This window comes from Paenibacillus sp. FSL H8-0261, assembly GCF_045040645.1.
In the GTDB taxonomy this organism is placed as follows: Bacteria; Bacillota; Bacilli; order Paenibacillales; family Paenibacillaceae; genus Paenibacillus_AQ.
The window spans coordinates 3523389-3541057 of sequence record NZ_CP150297.1; the positions used below are offsets into that span (position 1 = coordinate 3523389).

Genomic DNA, 17669 nt, shown 5'->3' on the forward strand with positions numbered 1-17669 from the left:
TCTAAAATGATGATATTTATATATAATACAACGATATAATGACACAATTTAAACAATGATGATGATATTATTATATCCAATCTTGATTTTATCACTCTGTGCACAGGAAGTAGATAGAACATTTTGGAGGATTATATGTGAAATCAAATAAACCGTCATATCCGTACATTTTGCTTTTTATTAGTATTTTATCTATTTCGATCTCTTCCATCATGATAAAATTTTCAAATACTCCCACCTCTGTAGCCGGCATGTATAGATTGTTTGCTTCTGTAATTTTATTGCTTCCTTTTGTATCATGGAAAAAGCTTCGCTGTCTGGAGATGAGTAAAAAAGACAGGAGTATTGTTTTCTTAGCGGGTCTCTTTCTTGGGTTACACTTCTTATTTTGGATGGAGTCTTTAGTTTATACTTCAGTTGCAAGCTCCATGGTGATATTATCATTGCAGCCTTTATTTGTAATGATTGGTTCATACTTCATCTTCAGAGAACGGGTAAATGTGGTAAACATTCTTTGTTTAGTGATTGCACTTCTGGGTTCAATAGTTATCGCTTGGGGAGACTTTGGAGTTTCTAAAGTGGCGTTAATAGGAGATGGCTTATCATTATTAGGAACCGTTTTTGTATCAGCGTATATGCTGGCAGGACAAAAAGTAAGTCATAAAATAGGAGCAAGTTTATACAGTGTTATTGTTTTTTTCCTTGGCGGAAGCGTCTTGTTAATCTACAATTTGTCAAACCATTTCTCTTTGATAGATTATAACTCTTCGGACTGGATCTATTTCTTTTTACTCGCATTAATCCCAACTATTTTGGGACAATCTATTATTAATATGTTATTGAAATCTTTAGGTGCAACTACTATTTCTGTAGGGATTATTGGTGAGCCTGTTCTCGCCATAATACTAGCTTATCTATTCTTGGGAGAAACAATCACTAGCTTTCAATTTATAGGAGGGATGATGACTCTACTCGGCATGGGGATGTATTTCTGGGTAAAAGCCTTCAATTACACTACTGTTAAATATCAGAATCAAAGTAGATAAGCAAATAAATTAAAAAAATATCATTTAAAGGGAGAATGCTATATGGCTATTATTGATGATTTTTTGAAACTGGATATTCGTGTTGGAACAATAATTAACTCTGAATTCTTCGCCGAAGCAAAAGTTCCTGCGATCAAGCTTGAGATTGATTTTGGAGATGAGATCGGAATAAAGAAATCTAGTGCACAAATTACTAGAAGATATGTGGCTGAAGATATCATGGGAGAACAAGTAATTGCGGTAGTCAATTTTCCTCCTCGACGAATTGCAGGCTTTAATTCAGAGGTATTAGTCCTTGGAGGTGTACCTGAAAAGGGTGACGTAATTCTATTGAAGCCAGATATGAAACTGCCTAATGGAACACCCATAGGATGATTTTCCAGAAATATAATTAAGTCTAATACTTAACTAGTTGGTCCCCTAAAAATGTCCCCTCTGTTCAATAATGCTCAGTTGCGGATAATTCAATTATAATTGTTTTTACTATCCAGTTTATCAATACTATCTGGTAAGCTGTACGTAAATTGATCGTATTAGGAAACGAAAGGCTAAGAAAATTTTGAAGTAGTCCTCAAAGGATACAGATCTGAGACTATTCGATTTATAGGAGTTGAAGCAATGGTGATGTATGAGAAACCGAAATTGGCCATAAGTGAAATTGAAAAAGTATTAGAAAATCATCTTGGGCCTGGTTCAACTGAGATTAAACCGCTTTCTGGCGGCAACATAAGTAATGTGTTTTCATTCAACTACGAAGGGAAGGGGTATGTTGTGAAATTCAGTGATCTGGAAGGAGCATATGAAACGGAACACTATGTATCCAATTTGCTCTCAGGTCAAAACATCCCTTTCCCCAAATGTTTGGCGTTAGGGAGAATTAACCAGTTAACCTATATAATCATGGAACGAATAGAAGGACGGAATCTATCCGATTTCACAGCAGAGGAACAAACTCATCAGTTGCCTGAGATTATTAGTATTTTGAAAAAAATGGCTGAAGCAGATATTGGGTCAACTAACGGCTATGGGTGGATCGCTGCTGACGGCAACGGATCCTATGTATCATGGAAAGACTTCGTCGTTGCCGTAAATGCAGAGGATCAAAGGGGAACATTCTGGGAGAACTGGCATGATCTCTTCCGTACTTCTTGCTTGGAGAGAGATGTATATGAAGAAATATACGGTCGGTTGATGGACTACGTACCCTATAATGAATCGTACAGAAGCTTTATACACGGAGATTTTCAACAGTGGAATATTTTGTCCGATGGAACACGAATTACCGGCATCATCGATGGGAATTGCATGTACGGTGATTCTCTCATAGACCTTGCGATTCTCGATCGGCATATGCCGTGGAGTGATGTCATTAAGACATATCAAATCAATCAAGAGAAAGCCAGCATAAAGATACCTTATTTTAAAGAGCGGCTAATGGGAGCTTATTATTTCAAGGGGCTCGACGGACTACGCTTCTATGCTAAAATGGGATGGAACGATGCTTATCAGAACACACGGCAATTTCTTTTAAATCTGAATGCTTAACGTCAGGATACATAACTTGAAATCCCAAACAAGTCCAGTATTGATTCTAAATGACATAAAAAGATTGAGAGCCCCCATTTGTTTAAATGAGGGCTCTTTTATTTATGGAGTGCTGTCTGATACTAGCTTCAGACTTACAATCTGTAATATTTGCACCTGGACTTGTCATTAATCCACTATCTAGAGCTTTGTCCAACTTGATAAAATGTAAGCGCAATCATAAAATAATCGATTGGAGGAGTACGGCATGAAAAAGATTGGTGCAGGTTTTATATTCTTATTTGTGATGTTCGTAGCATTATCCACTACTGTGTTCGCTAAACAGCCTTATTCATCCTACTGGTTTCCAGAGCAATTGCTTCAGTGGAGTCCTGCATCCGACCCGGATGCGGTATTCAACCGAAGTACAATTCCGCTGCAAGACCGCTTTGTGACAGATGGAGTCAATGCTCATGCGACAAAAGCGCCAAAAGTTATGGCTTTATCAGCACTGAACTCGGGAACAAGTGGTGTGCCATCACAGGGATCAGACAAATTTGGAGCTAATACGTTTACTTATTGGCAATATGTTGACAAGCTGGTCTATTGGGGCGGATCTGCCGGGGAAGGAATTATCGTACCACCAAGCGCTGATACGATCGACGCAGCACATAAAAATGGCGTACCGATCGTCGGAACGGTGTTCTTCCCGCCAACTGTTTATGGAGGGAAATTTGAATGGGTGAAGCAAATGCTTCAGCAGAACAGCGACGGTTCCTTTCCTGCCGCAGATAAGCTGATCCAGGTTGCGAAGTATTACGGATTTGACGGTTGGTTTATTAACCAGGAGACTGAGGGTGGAACACCAGCTGATGCCCAGAAAATGAAAGCTTTCCTAAGTTATCTAGAATCGCACAAATCTGCATCTATGCAAATCGTATGGTACGACTCCATGACCAAGGAGGGCAGTATCAGTTGGCAAAATGCGCTAAATGACAAGAATGCAATGTTCCTGCAAGACAATAATAAGAAAATAACAGACAATATGTTCCTGAACTTCTGGTGGAAAGATCTTAAAAGCTCGGCAGAGAAGGCCAAAAGTTTAGATAGAAGTCCGTATGACCTGTATGCAGGGATAGATGTTGAAGCCAAGGGCTACGATACGAATGTGAACTGGAATCTGCTGTTTCCGGATGGTCAACCTGCCGTCACTTCCCTTGGTATCTACCGTCCAGACTGGGCTTTCAACAGCGCAGAAAGCATGGAGGATTTCTTCGCACGCGAGAACAAATTCTGGGTGGGGCCAAACGGGAATCCGGGTAACACCGTGAGCGATCAGGCCTGGAAAGGAATCGCGAACAATGTGGTAGAATCATCCCCTGTAAATAAGCTACCTTTCATCACCAATTTCAATACAGGAAGCGGGCAGAAATATTATGTCCGAGGGCAGCAGGTACGAGATAAGGGATGGAATAACCGGAGCCTGCAGGATATCCTGCCAACATGGCGCTGGATCGCAGACAGCAAAGGAACTTCACTTACTCCAGAGCTCGATTGGTCTGATGCATATTACGGTGGCAGTTCGCTGAAGGTCTCAGGTGATCTGAGCCATAACAATGCAACACATCTGAAGCTCTACAAGACAGACCTTAAAATCGAAGCAAGCACAAAGCTATCGGTTACTTATAAAACACTGAACAAGCCTAGCTTGAAGGTAGGTCTAGCTTTTGCAGACCAACCAGACCAATTTATCTTTCTTAACGTGAAGGATAAGACAGCACCAGGCTGGACTACCGAAACTTTGAATTTGACCCCATACAAAGGGAAACGAATCATAGCATTGTCACTTTATTTTGATACCAAGGATACGATTAGTAATTATAGTATTCAAATTGGCCAGCTCTCCATCCAAAATGCCAACGACCCGATCAAAACGCTGCCGGCGGTTCGCGATCTGAAGGTTACTCAATCCGATTTCCGCGATGGAATTTATGGAGATGCTAGATTGGAGTGGAAACCACTTGACCAGCAGGTGAAGCAATACGAAATCTATCGAGTACTGCCAGATGGCAGTGAGGTGTTATTGGGCGCAACGCCAAATCATGTGTTTTACGTTCCTGAGATGAGAAGAATAGACAAAGAAACGCTCACAGCATTAAAGGTCGTTGCAATCAATGGGAGATACGAGCAAGGTCAGGCCTCCAGCGTGAAGATCAGCTGGCCAGCTTATCCGAAGCCGATTGCAGAGTTCAAGGCAGATCGGACCTTGGTAGCTCCAGGTGAGAGCGTAAACTTCACCGACCTGGCGACCGAAGTGACAGAAGAATGGTCATGGAGCTTCGAAAGCGGTAGCCCAGCTGTCAGCACATCGAAAAACCCGGTTGTAACGTTCAATCAGGAGGGCATATATAACGTATCACTAACTGCAACCAACAGTTCGGGCCAAGACACAATTATGAAAAAGGCGCTCATTACAGTGAGTAAGGAAGCTGGTGCGGTGAAGAATTTAGCACTTGGAAAACCTGCAACAGCCGATCATGCATGCGGAGACAAGGAAGGCGCGCCAAACGCAGTTGACGGTAAAGTGACGGATAATAGCAAATGGTGCGCACTTGGAAATCTGCCTCATTGGCTACAAATCGATCTAGGAGCCGAGCATCAAATCAGCACTTTTATCATCAAGCATGCTCAGAGTGGAGGAGAATGGTCCGGGTTTAATACAAGCGATTATACCATTCAGGTGAGTAACGACGGAACGAACTGGACGGATGTTGTAAACGTGCAAGGAAACTCGGCAGCTGAGTCGACAGACGCGATTGCTTTGGTGAAAGCTCGCTATGTAAAATTAATAACTCTTAAGCCCACACAAGGAGCCGATACAGCAGCACGAATTTACGAGTTTGAAGTCTATGGGTTGTAGTTCGGTTCGAACCATGGTTTTTGAATAACAAAATAGCGGGAAACACAAAAAAGAACCTGAATAGCTTTCAGGTTCTTTTATATTGCATATAAAAAGACACGATGATATAATCGGATCACGACTATAAAAAATATAAAGGCATAGATAATGCATCTTATATTTATAATATACCATGCAGCTAAACTCTTGTCAAATTTTTTCTCATTTTAATGGTTAGGAGAGATTTTGTATGCGTTCATTGGTTCTTGGTTTTCAGGAAATAGAAACCACACAGCTTTTGCTCGTGGGCGGAAAAGGGTTGAATTTAGGGCGATTATCAACTATCGAAGGAATAAAAGTACCAGAAGGATTTTGTGTTACAACAGTGGGCTACCAAAAAGCCATCGAAAAGAACGAAAAGTATCATATTTTATTGGATCAACTATCCATATTAAACATAGACGATCGAGAGCAAATTGGTGAAATCAGTAAGAAGCTTCGACAACTCCTTATGGAAGTAGAAATTCCTTCCGATGTTGTGACAGCAGTTACTCACTATCTCTCCCAACTTGGTGAAGAACAGGCTTATGCAGTACGCTCTAGTGCAACTGCTGAAGATTTACCACATGCCTCATTTGCCGGTCAACAGGACACCTATTTAAATATCATCGGAAGAGAAGCAATCATGCAGCACATCAGCAAATGCTGGGCATCTCTATTTACGGATCGCGCGGTAATCTACCGCATGCAAAATGGATTTAACCACAGACAGGTATATTTATCTGTTATCGTGCAAAAGATGGTTTCCCCTCAGGCTTCAGGGATTTTATTCACAGCTGATCCGATGACTTCTAATCGAAAGCTGCTATCTATTAATGCCAGTTTTGGGCTCGGAGAAGCTCTGGTCTCTGGCTTGGTATCTGCCGATTGTTATAAAGTACAGGAAGAGGAAATCGTCGATATGATGATAGCAACCAAAAAATTGGCTATCTATGGATTAAAAGAAGGTGGAACAGAGACCCTGAAAATCGATCTCGATCAGCAAAAGACTCAAACCCTTTCCGAACAACAAATTTTACAACTGGCACGTTTAGGTAGAGAGATTGAAGCTTATTTTGGTTGTCCACAAGATATCGAATGGTGTTTGGATCATGATACTTTTTATATTGTTCAGAGTCGGCCAATCACTACTTTATACCCGATCCCTGAAGTAAATGATCAAGAAAATCACGTTTACGTATCTGTCGGTCATCAACAAATGATGACGGATCCCATGAAACCACTAGGATTGTCTTTTTACCTGTTAATCACTCCTGCACCCATGCGTAAGGCCGGTGGAAGGTTGTTTGTTGATGTTACACATATGCTGGCTTCACCTGTGAGCAGAGAAAATTTCATAAATACCCTTGGGAAATCCGATCCGCTCATAAAAGACGCATTTATGACCTTAATAGAACGAGAATATATAAAATCGTTACCAGATGATAGAAAAGAACGGAGTCCCGTTAATAGCAGTAAAGATAGTTCGTCAGAAGGTTTTCAAGCATTAATCGAAAATGATCCGGCAATCGTTTCTGATTTGATTAAGAACAGTCAAACGTCGATAGAAGAATTAAGACAAAACATCCGAACGAAATCAGGAGCAGATCTATTTGATTTTATTCTTGAAGATCTCCAGGAATTAAAGAAGTTCTTATCTGACCCACAAAGTACAAAGGTTTTTATGACTGCTATGAACGCTTCGTCATGGATTAATGAAAAAATGTACGAGTGGTTAGGTGAAAAAAACGCAGCAGATATGCTTTCTCAATCTGTATCAAACAACATTACCTCGGAAATGGGTCTGGCGCTTTTGGATGTTGCAGATGTGATTCGTCCTTTCCCGGAAATAGTTGATTATTTACAACACGTAAAAGATGATGATTTTTTGGATAAACTGGTTAAGTCTGATGGTGGACAAGCAACTCAAGACGCAATCTATGCTTATCTCAACAAATTCGGAATGCGATGTGCCGGTGAAATCGATATTTCGAGAACTCGTTGGAGTGAAAAGCCGATTACACTTGTCCCCATGATTCTCAGTAATATCAAAAACTTTGAGCCTAATGCTGGCAATCGGAAATTTGAGCAAGGCCGACAGGAGGCTTTAGAAAAAGAACAAGAGTTATTAGATCGATTGAAGCAATTACCGGATGGAGAACTAAAAGCTGAAGAGACAAAACGAGTAATCAGTTTTATCCGGAATTATATCGGTTACCGTGAATATCCAAAATACGGAATGATTAACCGCTACTTCATTTATAAGCAGGCTTTACTGAAAGAAGCCGAACAACTTGTACAAGCTAGCGTTATTCATGAAAAAGAAGATATATTCTATCTCACTTTTGAAGAACTTCACGAAGTCGTACGCACAAATAAACTGGATGATCAGATTATCAGTAAACGAAAAGACGATTACAATTTTTTTGAAAAACTTACTCCGCCACGTGTAATCACATCTGATGGTGAAATTATTACAGGTGAATACAAACGAGAAAATCTGCCAGACAAAGCGATTATAGGTCTCCCTGTTTCTACTGGAGTAATAGAGGGGCGAGCTCGTGTCATCTTAAACATGGAAGAGGCAGATCTGGAAGATGGCGATATATTAGTCACCGCCTTTACTGACCCTGGCTGGACATCATTGTTTGTATCTATTAAAGGCCTGGTCACCGAAGTTGGCGGACTGATGACCCATGGAGCCGTTATCGCTCGTGAATATGGCTTGCCAGCAGTTGTCGGAGTGGAAAATGCCACCAAGCTGATAAAAGACGGGCAACGAATTCGTGTGAATGGAACAGAAGGTTATATTGAAATATTGTAGAGGTATATAAAAATAAAAATAATTATCGATGTTCTCTTTCGCTGATCTGAAATTCGGTTTAATGTAGGAAAAGAAAGTAAATAATATGGGGATATGGACAACCTAGTGAAACAAAGCCAACTTATATTTGCAAAAGGGGAGTTCGAATTAATATTCCTTGACGTGAATATTCTTCATGAGGTATATTGTAAAAGCAATAAATTATCCCGACTAAGAAGGAGAGTATAACTTATGATTAATAAAATTGGACAAATTATGTTATATGTAAATAACCAAGAGGAATCCAAAAAATTCTGGACAGAAAAGCTAGGATTCGAGGTGATTTTAGACGAAACAAATGGCCCTATGAGATTTATCGAGCTTGCTCCGAAAGGTGCAGCGACTAGCATTGTTCTTCATAATAAAGAGTTGGTTGCCCAAATGAATCCTGAAATGAATCTCGGAACACCTTCTTTAATGTTCTTTTCGGATAATTTTGATCAATTGAATCGAGAGTTGAAGGACAAAAATGTTACGGTTGGAGATATTGTAGAAATTCCCGGTGGAAGAGTATTCAATTTCGCAGACGGTGAAAATAACTACTTTGCTGTAATGGAAAAAGGACAATAAAATTGAATGAACATGCAATAAGGCTATAGTTAAATAAATTACGTCAGCAGCTAATCAAAATGATTAGCTGCTTTTTCATTCCCATAATGACCGTTATAAACTTCAATATCTTACTTGTTAAGTAAAGAATATCATGTTATTCTGCAAAAAGAGGAGATGATCAGATGTTTGAAAAGGGGTCGTTCCAACCCGTTCAAGCCACTAAGTTAGTGGACGATGTTGTTAATCAAATACAACAAAAAATTTCAACAGGAACAATCCTGCCAGGAGACAAATTACCTCCAGAACCTGAATTAATGCAATTATTTAATGTAGGGCGATCAACGATAAGAGAAGCAGTCCGTGTGTTAGTTCATGCTGGTCTATTGGAGAAAAAGCAGGGTTTTGGAACTTACTTAAAATCCAGTCCTATTATTCAAGAACCACTTACCCATCGTTTACTTCGTGCAGAATTGATTGAGGTCTTTGAAGCTCGAAAAATGATTGAATTAGAAATCGCAAGATTAGCAGCTCTACGGCATGATGACACTGACTTATTCAACATGCGAAAACATTTGGATACAAGAGATATGGCTCTAAAGCAGAATGATCGTGAACTGTATGCCAAATCGGATATAGAATTCCACATGGCTGTAGCAATGGCAAGTAAAAACGCTGTAATCATTGACTTATATAGAACGTTTACTCACATTTTGTCAGATGCAATGAGTAAATTAAACCGTAATTATAGTTCCCATGATCCTCAATCCGATTACCATGAACAAGTGTATGAATCTATTAAAAATGGGGATTCAGATCAAGCAGTACAATCGACGCTCAAAATTTTAAATGGAACACTTTCTGAGCTTTAAGTTCAATATAGACATTCATGTAGAGGAGGAATTTGGGCATGATTATATCACTCAAAAATGTATCATGGCAACGTGATACAACAATGATCTTACGCGATATGAATTGGGAAGTGAAACAAGGGCAACACTGGTGTATCGTCGGACTAAACGGTTCAGGCAAGACGACGATGCTGAACGTAGTGAACGGCTATATATGGCCGACGACTGGGCAAGTTGAAGTGTTAGACCACCGCTTTGGCGATGTGGATCTTAGAGAGTTACGGAAGCGAATCGGTTGGGTCAGCACCTCGCTGCAACAGAAGCTATACGGCCACCAGACTGCGCTGACCATCGTCCTCAGCGGAAAATTCGCAACTATCGGTTTATACGACAAGACGAATGAAGAGGATCAAAAGCAAGCCGAGGAGCTGATGGAATTTCTAGACTGCTCTTCCTTAGCCGCTCGTACATACGATACCTTGTCGCAAGGTCAGCGTCAGAAAGTCCTCATTGCACGCGCACTTATGGCCAATCCAGATCTATTGATCCTTGATGAGCCTTGCACAGGACTCGATATTTTTGCCCGAGAACAGCTGTTGCAAATGATTGAGAAGATTACGAAGCAACCCAACGGACCAACTTTGCTGTATGTAACGCATCATATCGAGGAGATAACACCATGCTTTACACATACTTTGCTGGTGAAGAACGGAGAAATCTACAAAGGGGATGAGACAGAAAACTGCTTGCAGTCGGATGTGTTGAGTGATTTCTTTGATACCCCCGTTGAAGTTCAGGAGCATCACAATCGCAAGTGGCTTACACTTGCCGGTGATAAGTAGGATAAGCTGCCTAGCAATTGCTAGGCAGCTTTTGTTATCTTGAATGTTAGAAGCTAGTGCTCACTTCGAATAGAATTACTATATTGTCGGGGACTCATTCCTATCTTTTTTTTAAATGTTTGGTGAAAAAATTTAAGGTCAGCATATCCAACTGCAGCGGCAATTTCGCTTACACTTCTATGACCTCCTGAAAGCATACGACATGCAGCATCCATTCGAATACTTTGCGTATAATCTGTAAAGCTCATTCCAGTCTGATGCTGAAAAAGGCGACTGAATTGCCGTTCGCTAAGGTTCGCTTTACTGGCGATATCGCTAAGTTTAAGCCCATTGACATAGTTGTAATTTATAAATGCAATCGCATCATCCACTGCCATCCATTGCGGCTTATCCCCTGATGGCGCAACAATCTGCAACCGGTGTCTAAACAAGCCTGTTAATATTTGTACAACAAGAGCATCGAGGACAGCTAGATATCCTGGCGGTTTTGCCGAGAATTCACGAAACAGTTCACGAAACATTATATGGTATGCGCCATTGACATCTTTCATAGAGAACCATAGCAATTGCATGTCTGTGAAAAATTCACAAATATCTGTAGCGTGAGGAAAGGTAGCCTGAAGTTCTGATAAATACTCTACTGGAAATAAACAGTTATAAACGATGAGCGGGCGGTCTTTCATCGGGGTCTTAGGTCGAAATACATGACTGCGCCCAATGGGGATAAAAAATAACGTACCGTGCTCGACAGGAACAGCCTCATCGTCAATGTAGTGAACGCCTGCTCCTTCACTGATATAAGTAATTTCGATAAACTCATGGGAATGCGCATTCAATTCGAACGTTTCGTAAGCCCTGTTCACATAAATTGGCACACCAGGCTCGAAAAAGCTATCTCCAGACATGACAAAAGTGCTGCGTCTGATACTCATAATCGTGGCCCCTTTCAAATTGCTAAGGCTAGACATATCGTACGAAACTAATGAATGAATGTCTAGATCCACCTATAAAAATGTCTGAAACACCCCCAATTCTAAATTCTCTCAACTCATACAATAGAAAGAGCTGCCGGATCAAAGATCTATGAATACAGTTCAAAGTGTTCCGGCAGGTTACTGGATGAATATAGGAGGTTGATACAAATGTCCAATTTTGAAGTTACAAATCTTAAAGTGAACTATAGAAAGAATCCGTTGGGGATTGATGATTTACATCCGCGGCTTAGTTGGTGGATCAGCACAGAAATACGGGGATTTATCCAATCAGCCTATCAAGTTCAAGTCGCAAATGATCACAAATTCTTTTCAAAAATCATATGGGATTCTGAAAAGGTAGAGTCGGATAGCAATGTGCATATTGAATACGAAGGTTCCGCCTTACAATCCCGCACTCGGTATTACTTTAGAGTTCGAGCTTGGGACGATCATGGGATAGTTTCAGAATGGAGTGAACCTGCGTACTGGGAAACGGCATTGTTATCGGTAGATGAGTGGCAGGCAAAATGGATAGCAGCACCTCCGAATCACCAAGAGAATGGGGCTGATCCTTGCGACTATACTCGTACGGAATTTTCAATCCCTGATAATGTTGTATCAGCGCGTGTGTATGCAACGGCTCTTGGGATGTACCGCTTATATATAAACGGTAAACCAGCAGATAACACGTTATTCAACCCTGGCTGGACCAGTTATAATAAACGGCTTCAATATCAGACCTACGACGTGACTTCTTTGATTGCTGCTGGCAATAACGCTCTTGGTTGCATGGTGGGAAACGGGTGGTATAAAGGATATTTAGCTTGGGAAGGAAAGAAAGACATCTTTGGTGAGGATCGTGCTGTGCTTATCCAGCTACACGTCACATTATCTGATGGTTCTGAACAAATCATTGTATCGGATGACAACTGGCGTACTTCTGTAGGTCCACTCTTGATGTCAGAATTGTATCATGGCGAAACGTATGATGCGAGGCTCGAGGTAGAAGGTTGGTCTTCTCCCGGTTTTGAGGATGTAAAGTGGCAAAAGACTATTCTCAAGGACCGTCCAGAGACTTCATTGGTTGCTCAGGAAAACGAACCGACCAGGGTTATAGAAACCATCAAGCCTATTGCAGTCATTACTACACCTAAAGGCGAACACGTGCTGGATATGGGACAAAATATGGTTGGATGGGTAAGATTTACGGTTCATGCTGAAGCTGGAACGATAATTACTTTAGAACATGCTGAGGTGTTGGACCGCGAGGGGAATTTCTACATCGGAAATTTACGATCTGCAAAGCAGACTGTTACTTATATATGCCATGGCGGGGAGGCAGAAACGTTTGAACCGTATTTATCCTTCCAAGGATTCCGTTATGTAAAAGTGACTGGCATACCGCTAGATCAATTATTGGAACAATTTATCGGCTGCGTCATCCATACGGACTTGGAGCAAACGGGAAACTTCAACTGTTCAGATGAACTCTTGAATCAGCTTCAGCACAACATCTTATGGGGACAAAAGGGGAATTTTCTAGATATCCCAACAGATTGCCCTCAACGAGACGAAAGATTGGGATGGACGGGGGATGCTCAAGTTTTTATTCGCACGTCTGCCTACAACATGAATGTCGTTCCGTTCTTTGAAAAGTGGCTAAAGGATTTGGCCGCGGACCAAGAAGAGGACGGAAGAGTTCCGCATGTTATTCCTGATGTGCCAGCGGCAGGATACGGCTCTTCTGCTTGGGGAGACGCCGCGGTGATTTGTCCTTGGACGCTTTATCAATGTTATGGGGACATTCGTGTGCTGAAAACGCAATATCCAAGTATGAAAGCATGGGTCGAGTATATTCGGGCGCAAGGTGAAGACGAATATTTATGGAATACAGGTTTTCACTTCGGAGATTGGTTAGGTCTGGATGCCAAAGAAAACAGCTACGTCGGAGCAACACCAAAAGAGTTGATCGCTACCGCGTTCTATGCTTATTCAACGGAATTGCTAGCTAAGACAGCGGCTGTCATTGGAAAACCCGAAGATGCCTTAAAATATGAAGCATTGCATGAGAAGATTGTTCTGGCATTCCGCCAAGAGTTCGTAACACCAAATGGTCGGGTGGCCTCACCGACACAAACTGCGTATACACTTGCCCTTATGTTTGACTTATTAGAGGAAAAGGATCGTCATCGGACGGCCAAGATGCTAGTTGACCACATCGAAGAAAATGGAGTGCACCTAACGACCGGCTTTGTGGGAACTCCCTATCTGTGTCTAGTCCTCTCTAGATTCGGTTATACGGATGTAGCCTACCAATTGGTACTGCAGAAAGAGTATCCTTCCTGGTTATATTCTGTAATCCAAGGGGCTACAACCATTTGGGAACATTGGGATGGAATAAAACAGGACGGTTCGTTCTGGAGCGATGATATGAACTCCTATAACCATTATGCTTACGGTGCTATTGGAGATTGGCTCTATCGCACTGCCGGTGGCATCGAACTATTAGAACCAGGCTACAAAAAAATACGGATCCAGCCGCAGATCGAGGAACATTTGACGTGGGTTGATGCTTCGCTTGAATCTGTCCATGGAATGATCAAGGTAACTTGGAAAAAACAGAACGAAGATTCAGTAGAAATGCAAGTGCTGATTCCATCCAATACAACAGCTGAGATTATTATTCCAACGATGAATCAGGACAGTATTTTGGAGTCTGGGACACCAATAGAACAAGTCGTAGGTCTATCCAGTGTGGAACATATGTCAGAAGGCCTTAAACTACTAGTTGGATCTGGTGACTATTACTTCAAGTTTCCGATGACTTAAACGTTAATAAGGAATGATCCGCCAAAGAGAAAATAAGTTGAGCCAATTCATCGCTTGATATAATGAAATTTTCTAATATCCATTCCTGTATAATTGCTAAGCTTCCATTAACCAAATAAGCGTAAGTAAAACGCTTCATATTTTCGGGAACGTCAAGCTGAAGGAAAGTGTCAATATTCATCAGTACTTCATTAAGCAAACGTTTTGAAAACAACTCGTTTTCATTTGATTTGAGTAGCATGATGGTAAATAAATCATCATTCTTTTTGATGTAGTCTAAGAAGGTCAATATATAAGTGATGCCATTGTCATTAGCTTCGATTTTTTCTAGATATGCATTTGTGTTATCAATAATCTCCTGCTCAACATGTTCAAGCAGATCGTATGCATTTGCATAATGCAAATAAAAGGTAGAGCGATTGATGCCTGCTGAAGCGCATAATTCTTTTACGCTGATTTGGCTTATGTTTTTTTCTTTGAGCAGACGAATCAAGCTTTGCTTCAGCAGCAATTTGGTTAACCGTTCACGTTGATTCATTGTTGATTCACCCCCTATAAAAAATTTTTTAAAACTAATCGACAAAATAGCTTCGACTGTCTATATTACATCAGTTTGATAATCAACTGGTGGTTGTGAAATAGACACTGTGTCTGTATTCTGAAGGGAGACGAATGACTTGTCAATAATCTTATAATGCAGGTGAAGAATATGGTAAAGAAAAAACGAGTCATGATAACAGGTGCAGCGGGCAATATGGGTGGGGAAACATTGAAATTTCTTAGAAACGATTTAGCGAAATGCGAGCTGTTACTCTTTGATTTAGACAATTCAACCAGCCGCCAAAAGCTGAAAAAATATGAGAGACTAAGTGGCGTTAAAGTAGTCTATGGCGATTTACTAGACTGCGACCTTGTCTATGAATGTGTGAAAGATGCCGACATTGTGCTTCATATAGCAGCCTTTGTATCTCCTGCTGCAGATGAGTTTCCCGAACGAACGATGCAGATTAATTATGGTTCAGCGAAGAACATCGTCGATTCCATCAAGAAAAGCGATCGTGCCCATGTAACGCGTTTCGTAAATATCGGTACAATTGCGGAAACGGGTGACCGTATGCCGCCGATCCATTGGGGACGTGTGGGCGACCCTCTCAAACCAAGTGTTTATGACTACTATGCCGTTTCGAAAATTGCCGCCGAGCGTATGGTAATTGAATCAGGACTAAGCTATTGGGTGAGCCTCCGCCAAACAGGTATTATGGGGCCAGCGATGAGCAAGATAGAAGACCCTATTATGTTCCATAACTGTCTAGAAAATGTGCTTGAATACGTATCAGATCGGGATTCAGGACGTTTAATGCGAAACCTCTGCATCTCGGATATAGACGGAGAACTAAATGAAGGATTTTGGCAACATATTTACAACATTGGCGGGGGTGAGAGCTGTCGAGTCAGCACGCTTGAGATGTATCAGGTGCTTTATGGTAAGTTAGGTTTAACAAATCTTGATTATGTGATAGATCCTAAATGGTATGCAACACGGAATTTTCACGGACAATATTATCTGGACTCTGATAAGCTGGAGGACTATTTTCACTTTCGCCGAGATTCAATAGATTATTTCTATCAAAGCTACCTCGATAATCTAGGCGCACTTGTGCCTGTTGCGAAAGTCATCACTAAATTGCCCGGAGGTCAAAAATTGATGGGTGCGATGATTAAGCGGACGATGAAAAAGCAAGCAGTAAAAGAGCGAGGAACGATACGTTTTATCGAGGAAAATGACATTGAGAAAATAGACGCTTATTGGGGCAGCAAGAACAACTGGGAGGCGATTCCTGCAAAGGTGTCTGAAATGAAGAAATTCGCGGATTGGGATAAAGTCATCAAACTTGACCACGGGTATGATGAGAATAAGCCAACATCGCAATTAAATCTTGAAGATATCAAGGGTGCTGCGAAATTTCGTGGTGGTGAATGTCTTTCAACAGATATGGAAACGGGGAATTGGGCAGGCAAACTTGATTTCAAATGTGCGTTCGACCATACCTTTACGGCTAGCCCCAAGCTTATGCTAGAAGGCGGACATTTCTGCCCGCAGTGTGAGCTCGAAAGCTGGAATTACAAAGAACGTGCGAAGCGTGAACCGTTCTTTGCTCAGGTTTGGAACCCTATTCAAAGTAAGGCAGACGGACGCGAGTATATGAAATCGTATCAGAATTAGATGGTATTACCTCACTTCTGATATGTTAATACTTAATACAAAGGTTGATCTTTTTGAAGATCAGCTTTTTTGATTTCATAAAGAGGGAGAGAATAAAAGCGTATTTGTTGACAAATAGTCTAATTAGACTAATAATATAAACAGTCTAATTAGACTATTGAAGAGAGGATGAGAATAATGATCAAATCATTTCTAATGATTGGACAGTCAAATATGGCTGGACGAGGATTTATACATGAAGTACCCCCAATTTATAACGAGAGAATCCAAATGCTACGTAATGGCAGATGGCAAATGATGGATGAACCTATTAATTATGACCGTCCTGTTTCTGGAATAAGTCTGGCAGGATCATTTTCGGATGCATGGTGTCGTGAAAATGAAGAAGACATCATTGGCTTAATTCCTTGTGCTGAGGGTGGGAGCACCATTGATGAATGGGCTGTAGATGGGGCACTTTTTAAACATGCATTACAAGAAACTAAATTTGCTATGCAAAATAGTGAATTATCGGGGATTTTATGGCATCAAGGAGAAAGTGATAGTAGTAATGGCAACTATAAAGTCTATTATCAGAAATTACTTATAATGGTTACGACGCTTAGAAAAGAGTTAGATGCTACAAATATTCCATTTATAATTGGTGGTTTAGGGGATTTTTTAGGCAAAGAAGGATTTGGGAAACATTGCACTGAATACGAGTTGATGAATCAAGAGTTACAAAAATTTGCTTTTGAACAAGATGATTGTTACTTTGTTACAGCTTCAGGTTTAACTTCTAATCCGGATGGTATTCATATCGATGCAATATCTCAAAGAAAATTTGGGTTGCGATATTTTGAAGCTTTTATTAATAAGCAACATGTACTTGAGCCGCTAATTAATGAACAGGAGTTGTTAAGTCTCCATAATGCAAGAACACACACTAAAGCGGAAAAAATGTATATATTAAGTATGGATTTTGCTTTAGGAAAAATATCATTTGACGAATTTCAAGCCAAGTTTATACAAATCAACAATGATTAAACC

Annotated in this window: 13 protein-coding genes; 11 read left to right on the forward strand and 2 right to left on the reverse strand. The window is 40.7% G+C overall.

Annotation, left to right across the window (positions count from 1 at the left end; genetic code table 11):
- The first annotated feature begins 137 nt into the window (after positions 1-137).
- From MHI27_RS15640 to MHI27_RS15675, 8 genes are all read left to right on the forward strand, one after another.
- A complete protein-coding gene (locus MHI27_RS15640; RefSeq protein ID WP_405174125.1) occupies positions 138-1046 on the forward strand; it encodes a DMT family transporter in 909 nt (302 codons plus the stop codon).
- Between the two features lie 42 nt (positions 1047-1088).
- Positions 1089-1421 (forward strand): chaperone CsaA, encoded by a 333-nt coding sequence (gene csaA, locus MHI27_RS15645; RefSeq protein ID WP_405174126.1) that lies wholly within the window; start codon positions 1089-1091, stop codon positions 1419-1421.
- 243 nt (positions 1422-1664) lie between these two features.
- Positions 1665-2591: an aminoglycoside phosphotransferase family protein gene (locus MHI27_RS15650; RefSeq protein ID WP_405174127.1), complete on the forward strand. Its 927-nt coding sequence runs from the start codon at positions 1665-1667 to the stop codon at positions 2589-2591.
- Between the two features lie 247 nt (positions 2592-2838).
- A complete protein-coding gene (locus tag MHI27_RS15655; protein WP_405174128.1) occupies positions 2839-5490 on the forward strand; it encodes an endo-beta-N-acetylglucosaminidase in 2652 nt (883 codons plus the stop codon).
- 229 nt (positions 5491-5719) lie between these two features.
- Complete coding sequence (ppsA, locus tag MHI27_RS15660) at positions 5720-8332, forward strand: phosphoenolpyruvate synthase (RefSeq protein ID WP_405174129.1); 2613 nt, start codon at positions 5720-5722, stop codon at positions 8330-8332.
- Positions 8333-8563: 231 nt separating this feature from the next.
- Complete coding sequence (locus MHI27_RS15665) at positions 8564-8941, forward strand: VOC family protein (protein WP_042188380.1); 378 nt, start codon at positions 8564-8566, stop codon at positions 8939-8941.
- Positions 8942-9105: 164 nt separating this feature from the next.
- The gene (locus MHI27_RS15670) at positions 9106-9792 is read left to right on the forward strand and encodes a FadR/GntR family transcriptional regulator (RefSeq protein ID WP_149645670.1); all 687 of its coding nucleotides are present in this window, start codon (positions 9106-9108) and stop codon (positions 9790-9792) included.
- A 38-nt stretch (positions 9793-9830) separates the two neighbouring features.
- Complete coding sequence (locus MHI27_RS15675; protein WP_149645671.1) at positions 9831-10613, forward strand: ABC transporter ATP-binding protein; 783 nt, start codon at positions 9831-9833, stop codon at positions 10611-10613.
- A 53-nt stretch (positions 10614-10666) separates the two neighbouring features.
- Here MHI27_RS15675 and MHI27_RS15680 read toward each other — a convergent pair whose 3' ends face one another.
- The gene (locus MHI27_RS15680) at positions 10667-11545 is read right to left on the reverse strand and encodes a helix-turn-helix domain-containing protein (RefSeq protein WP_405174130.1); all 879 of its coding nucleotides are present in this window, start codon (positions 11543-11545) and stop codon (positions 10667-10669) included.
- Between the two features lie 210 nt (positions 11546-11755).
- Between MHI27_RS15680 and MHI27_RS15685 the strand changes: the two genes are divergently transcribed.
- Entirely contained in the window at positions 11756-14416 is a 2661-nt protein-coding gene (locus MHI27_RS15685; RefSeq protein ID WP_405174131.1) for a family 78 glycoside hydrolase catalytic domain, read from the forward strand.
- Here the strand turns inward: MHI27_RS15685 and MHI27_RS15690 are convergent.
- Positions 14397-14954, reverse strand: a complete 558-nt coding sequence (locus MHI27_RS15690; RefSeq protein ID WP_405174132.1) for a TetR/AcrR family transcriptional regulator — start codon at positions 14952-14954, stop codon at positions 14397-14399. The two genes, MHI27_RS15685 and MHI27_RS15690, sit on opposite strands and share 20 nt — an antisense overlap.
- 171 nt (positions 14955-15125) lie before the next feature.
- Here MHI27_RS15690 and MHI27_RS15695 point away from each other — a divergent pair, with 171 nt between their 5' ends.
- Both MHI27_RS15695 and MHI27_RS15700 read left to right on the forward strand, forming a co-directional pair.
- Positions 15126-16640: an NAD-dependent epimerase/dehydratase family protein gene (locus MHI27_RS15695; RefSeq protein ID WP_405174133.1), complete on the forward strand. Its 1515-nt coding sequence runs from the start codon at positions 15126-15128 to the stop codon at positions 16638-16640.
- A 177-nt stretch (positions 16641-16817) separates the two neighbouring features.
- Positions 16818-17666, forward strand: a complete 849-nt coding sequence (locus tag MHI27_RS15700; protein ID WP_405174134.1) for a sialate O-acetylesterase — start codon at positions 16818-16820, stop codon at positions 17664-17666.
- Positions 17667-17669 lie beyond the last annotated feature (3 nt).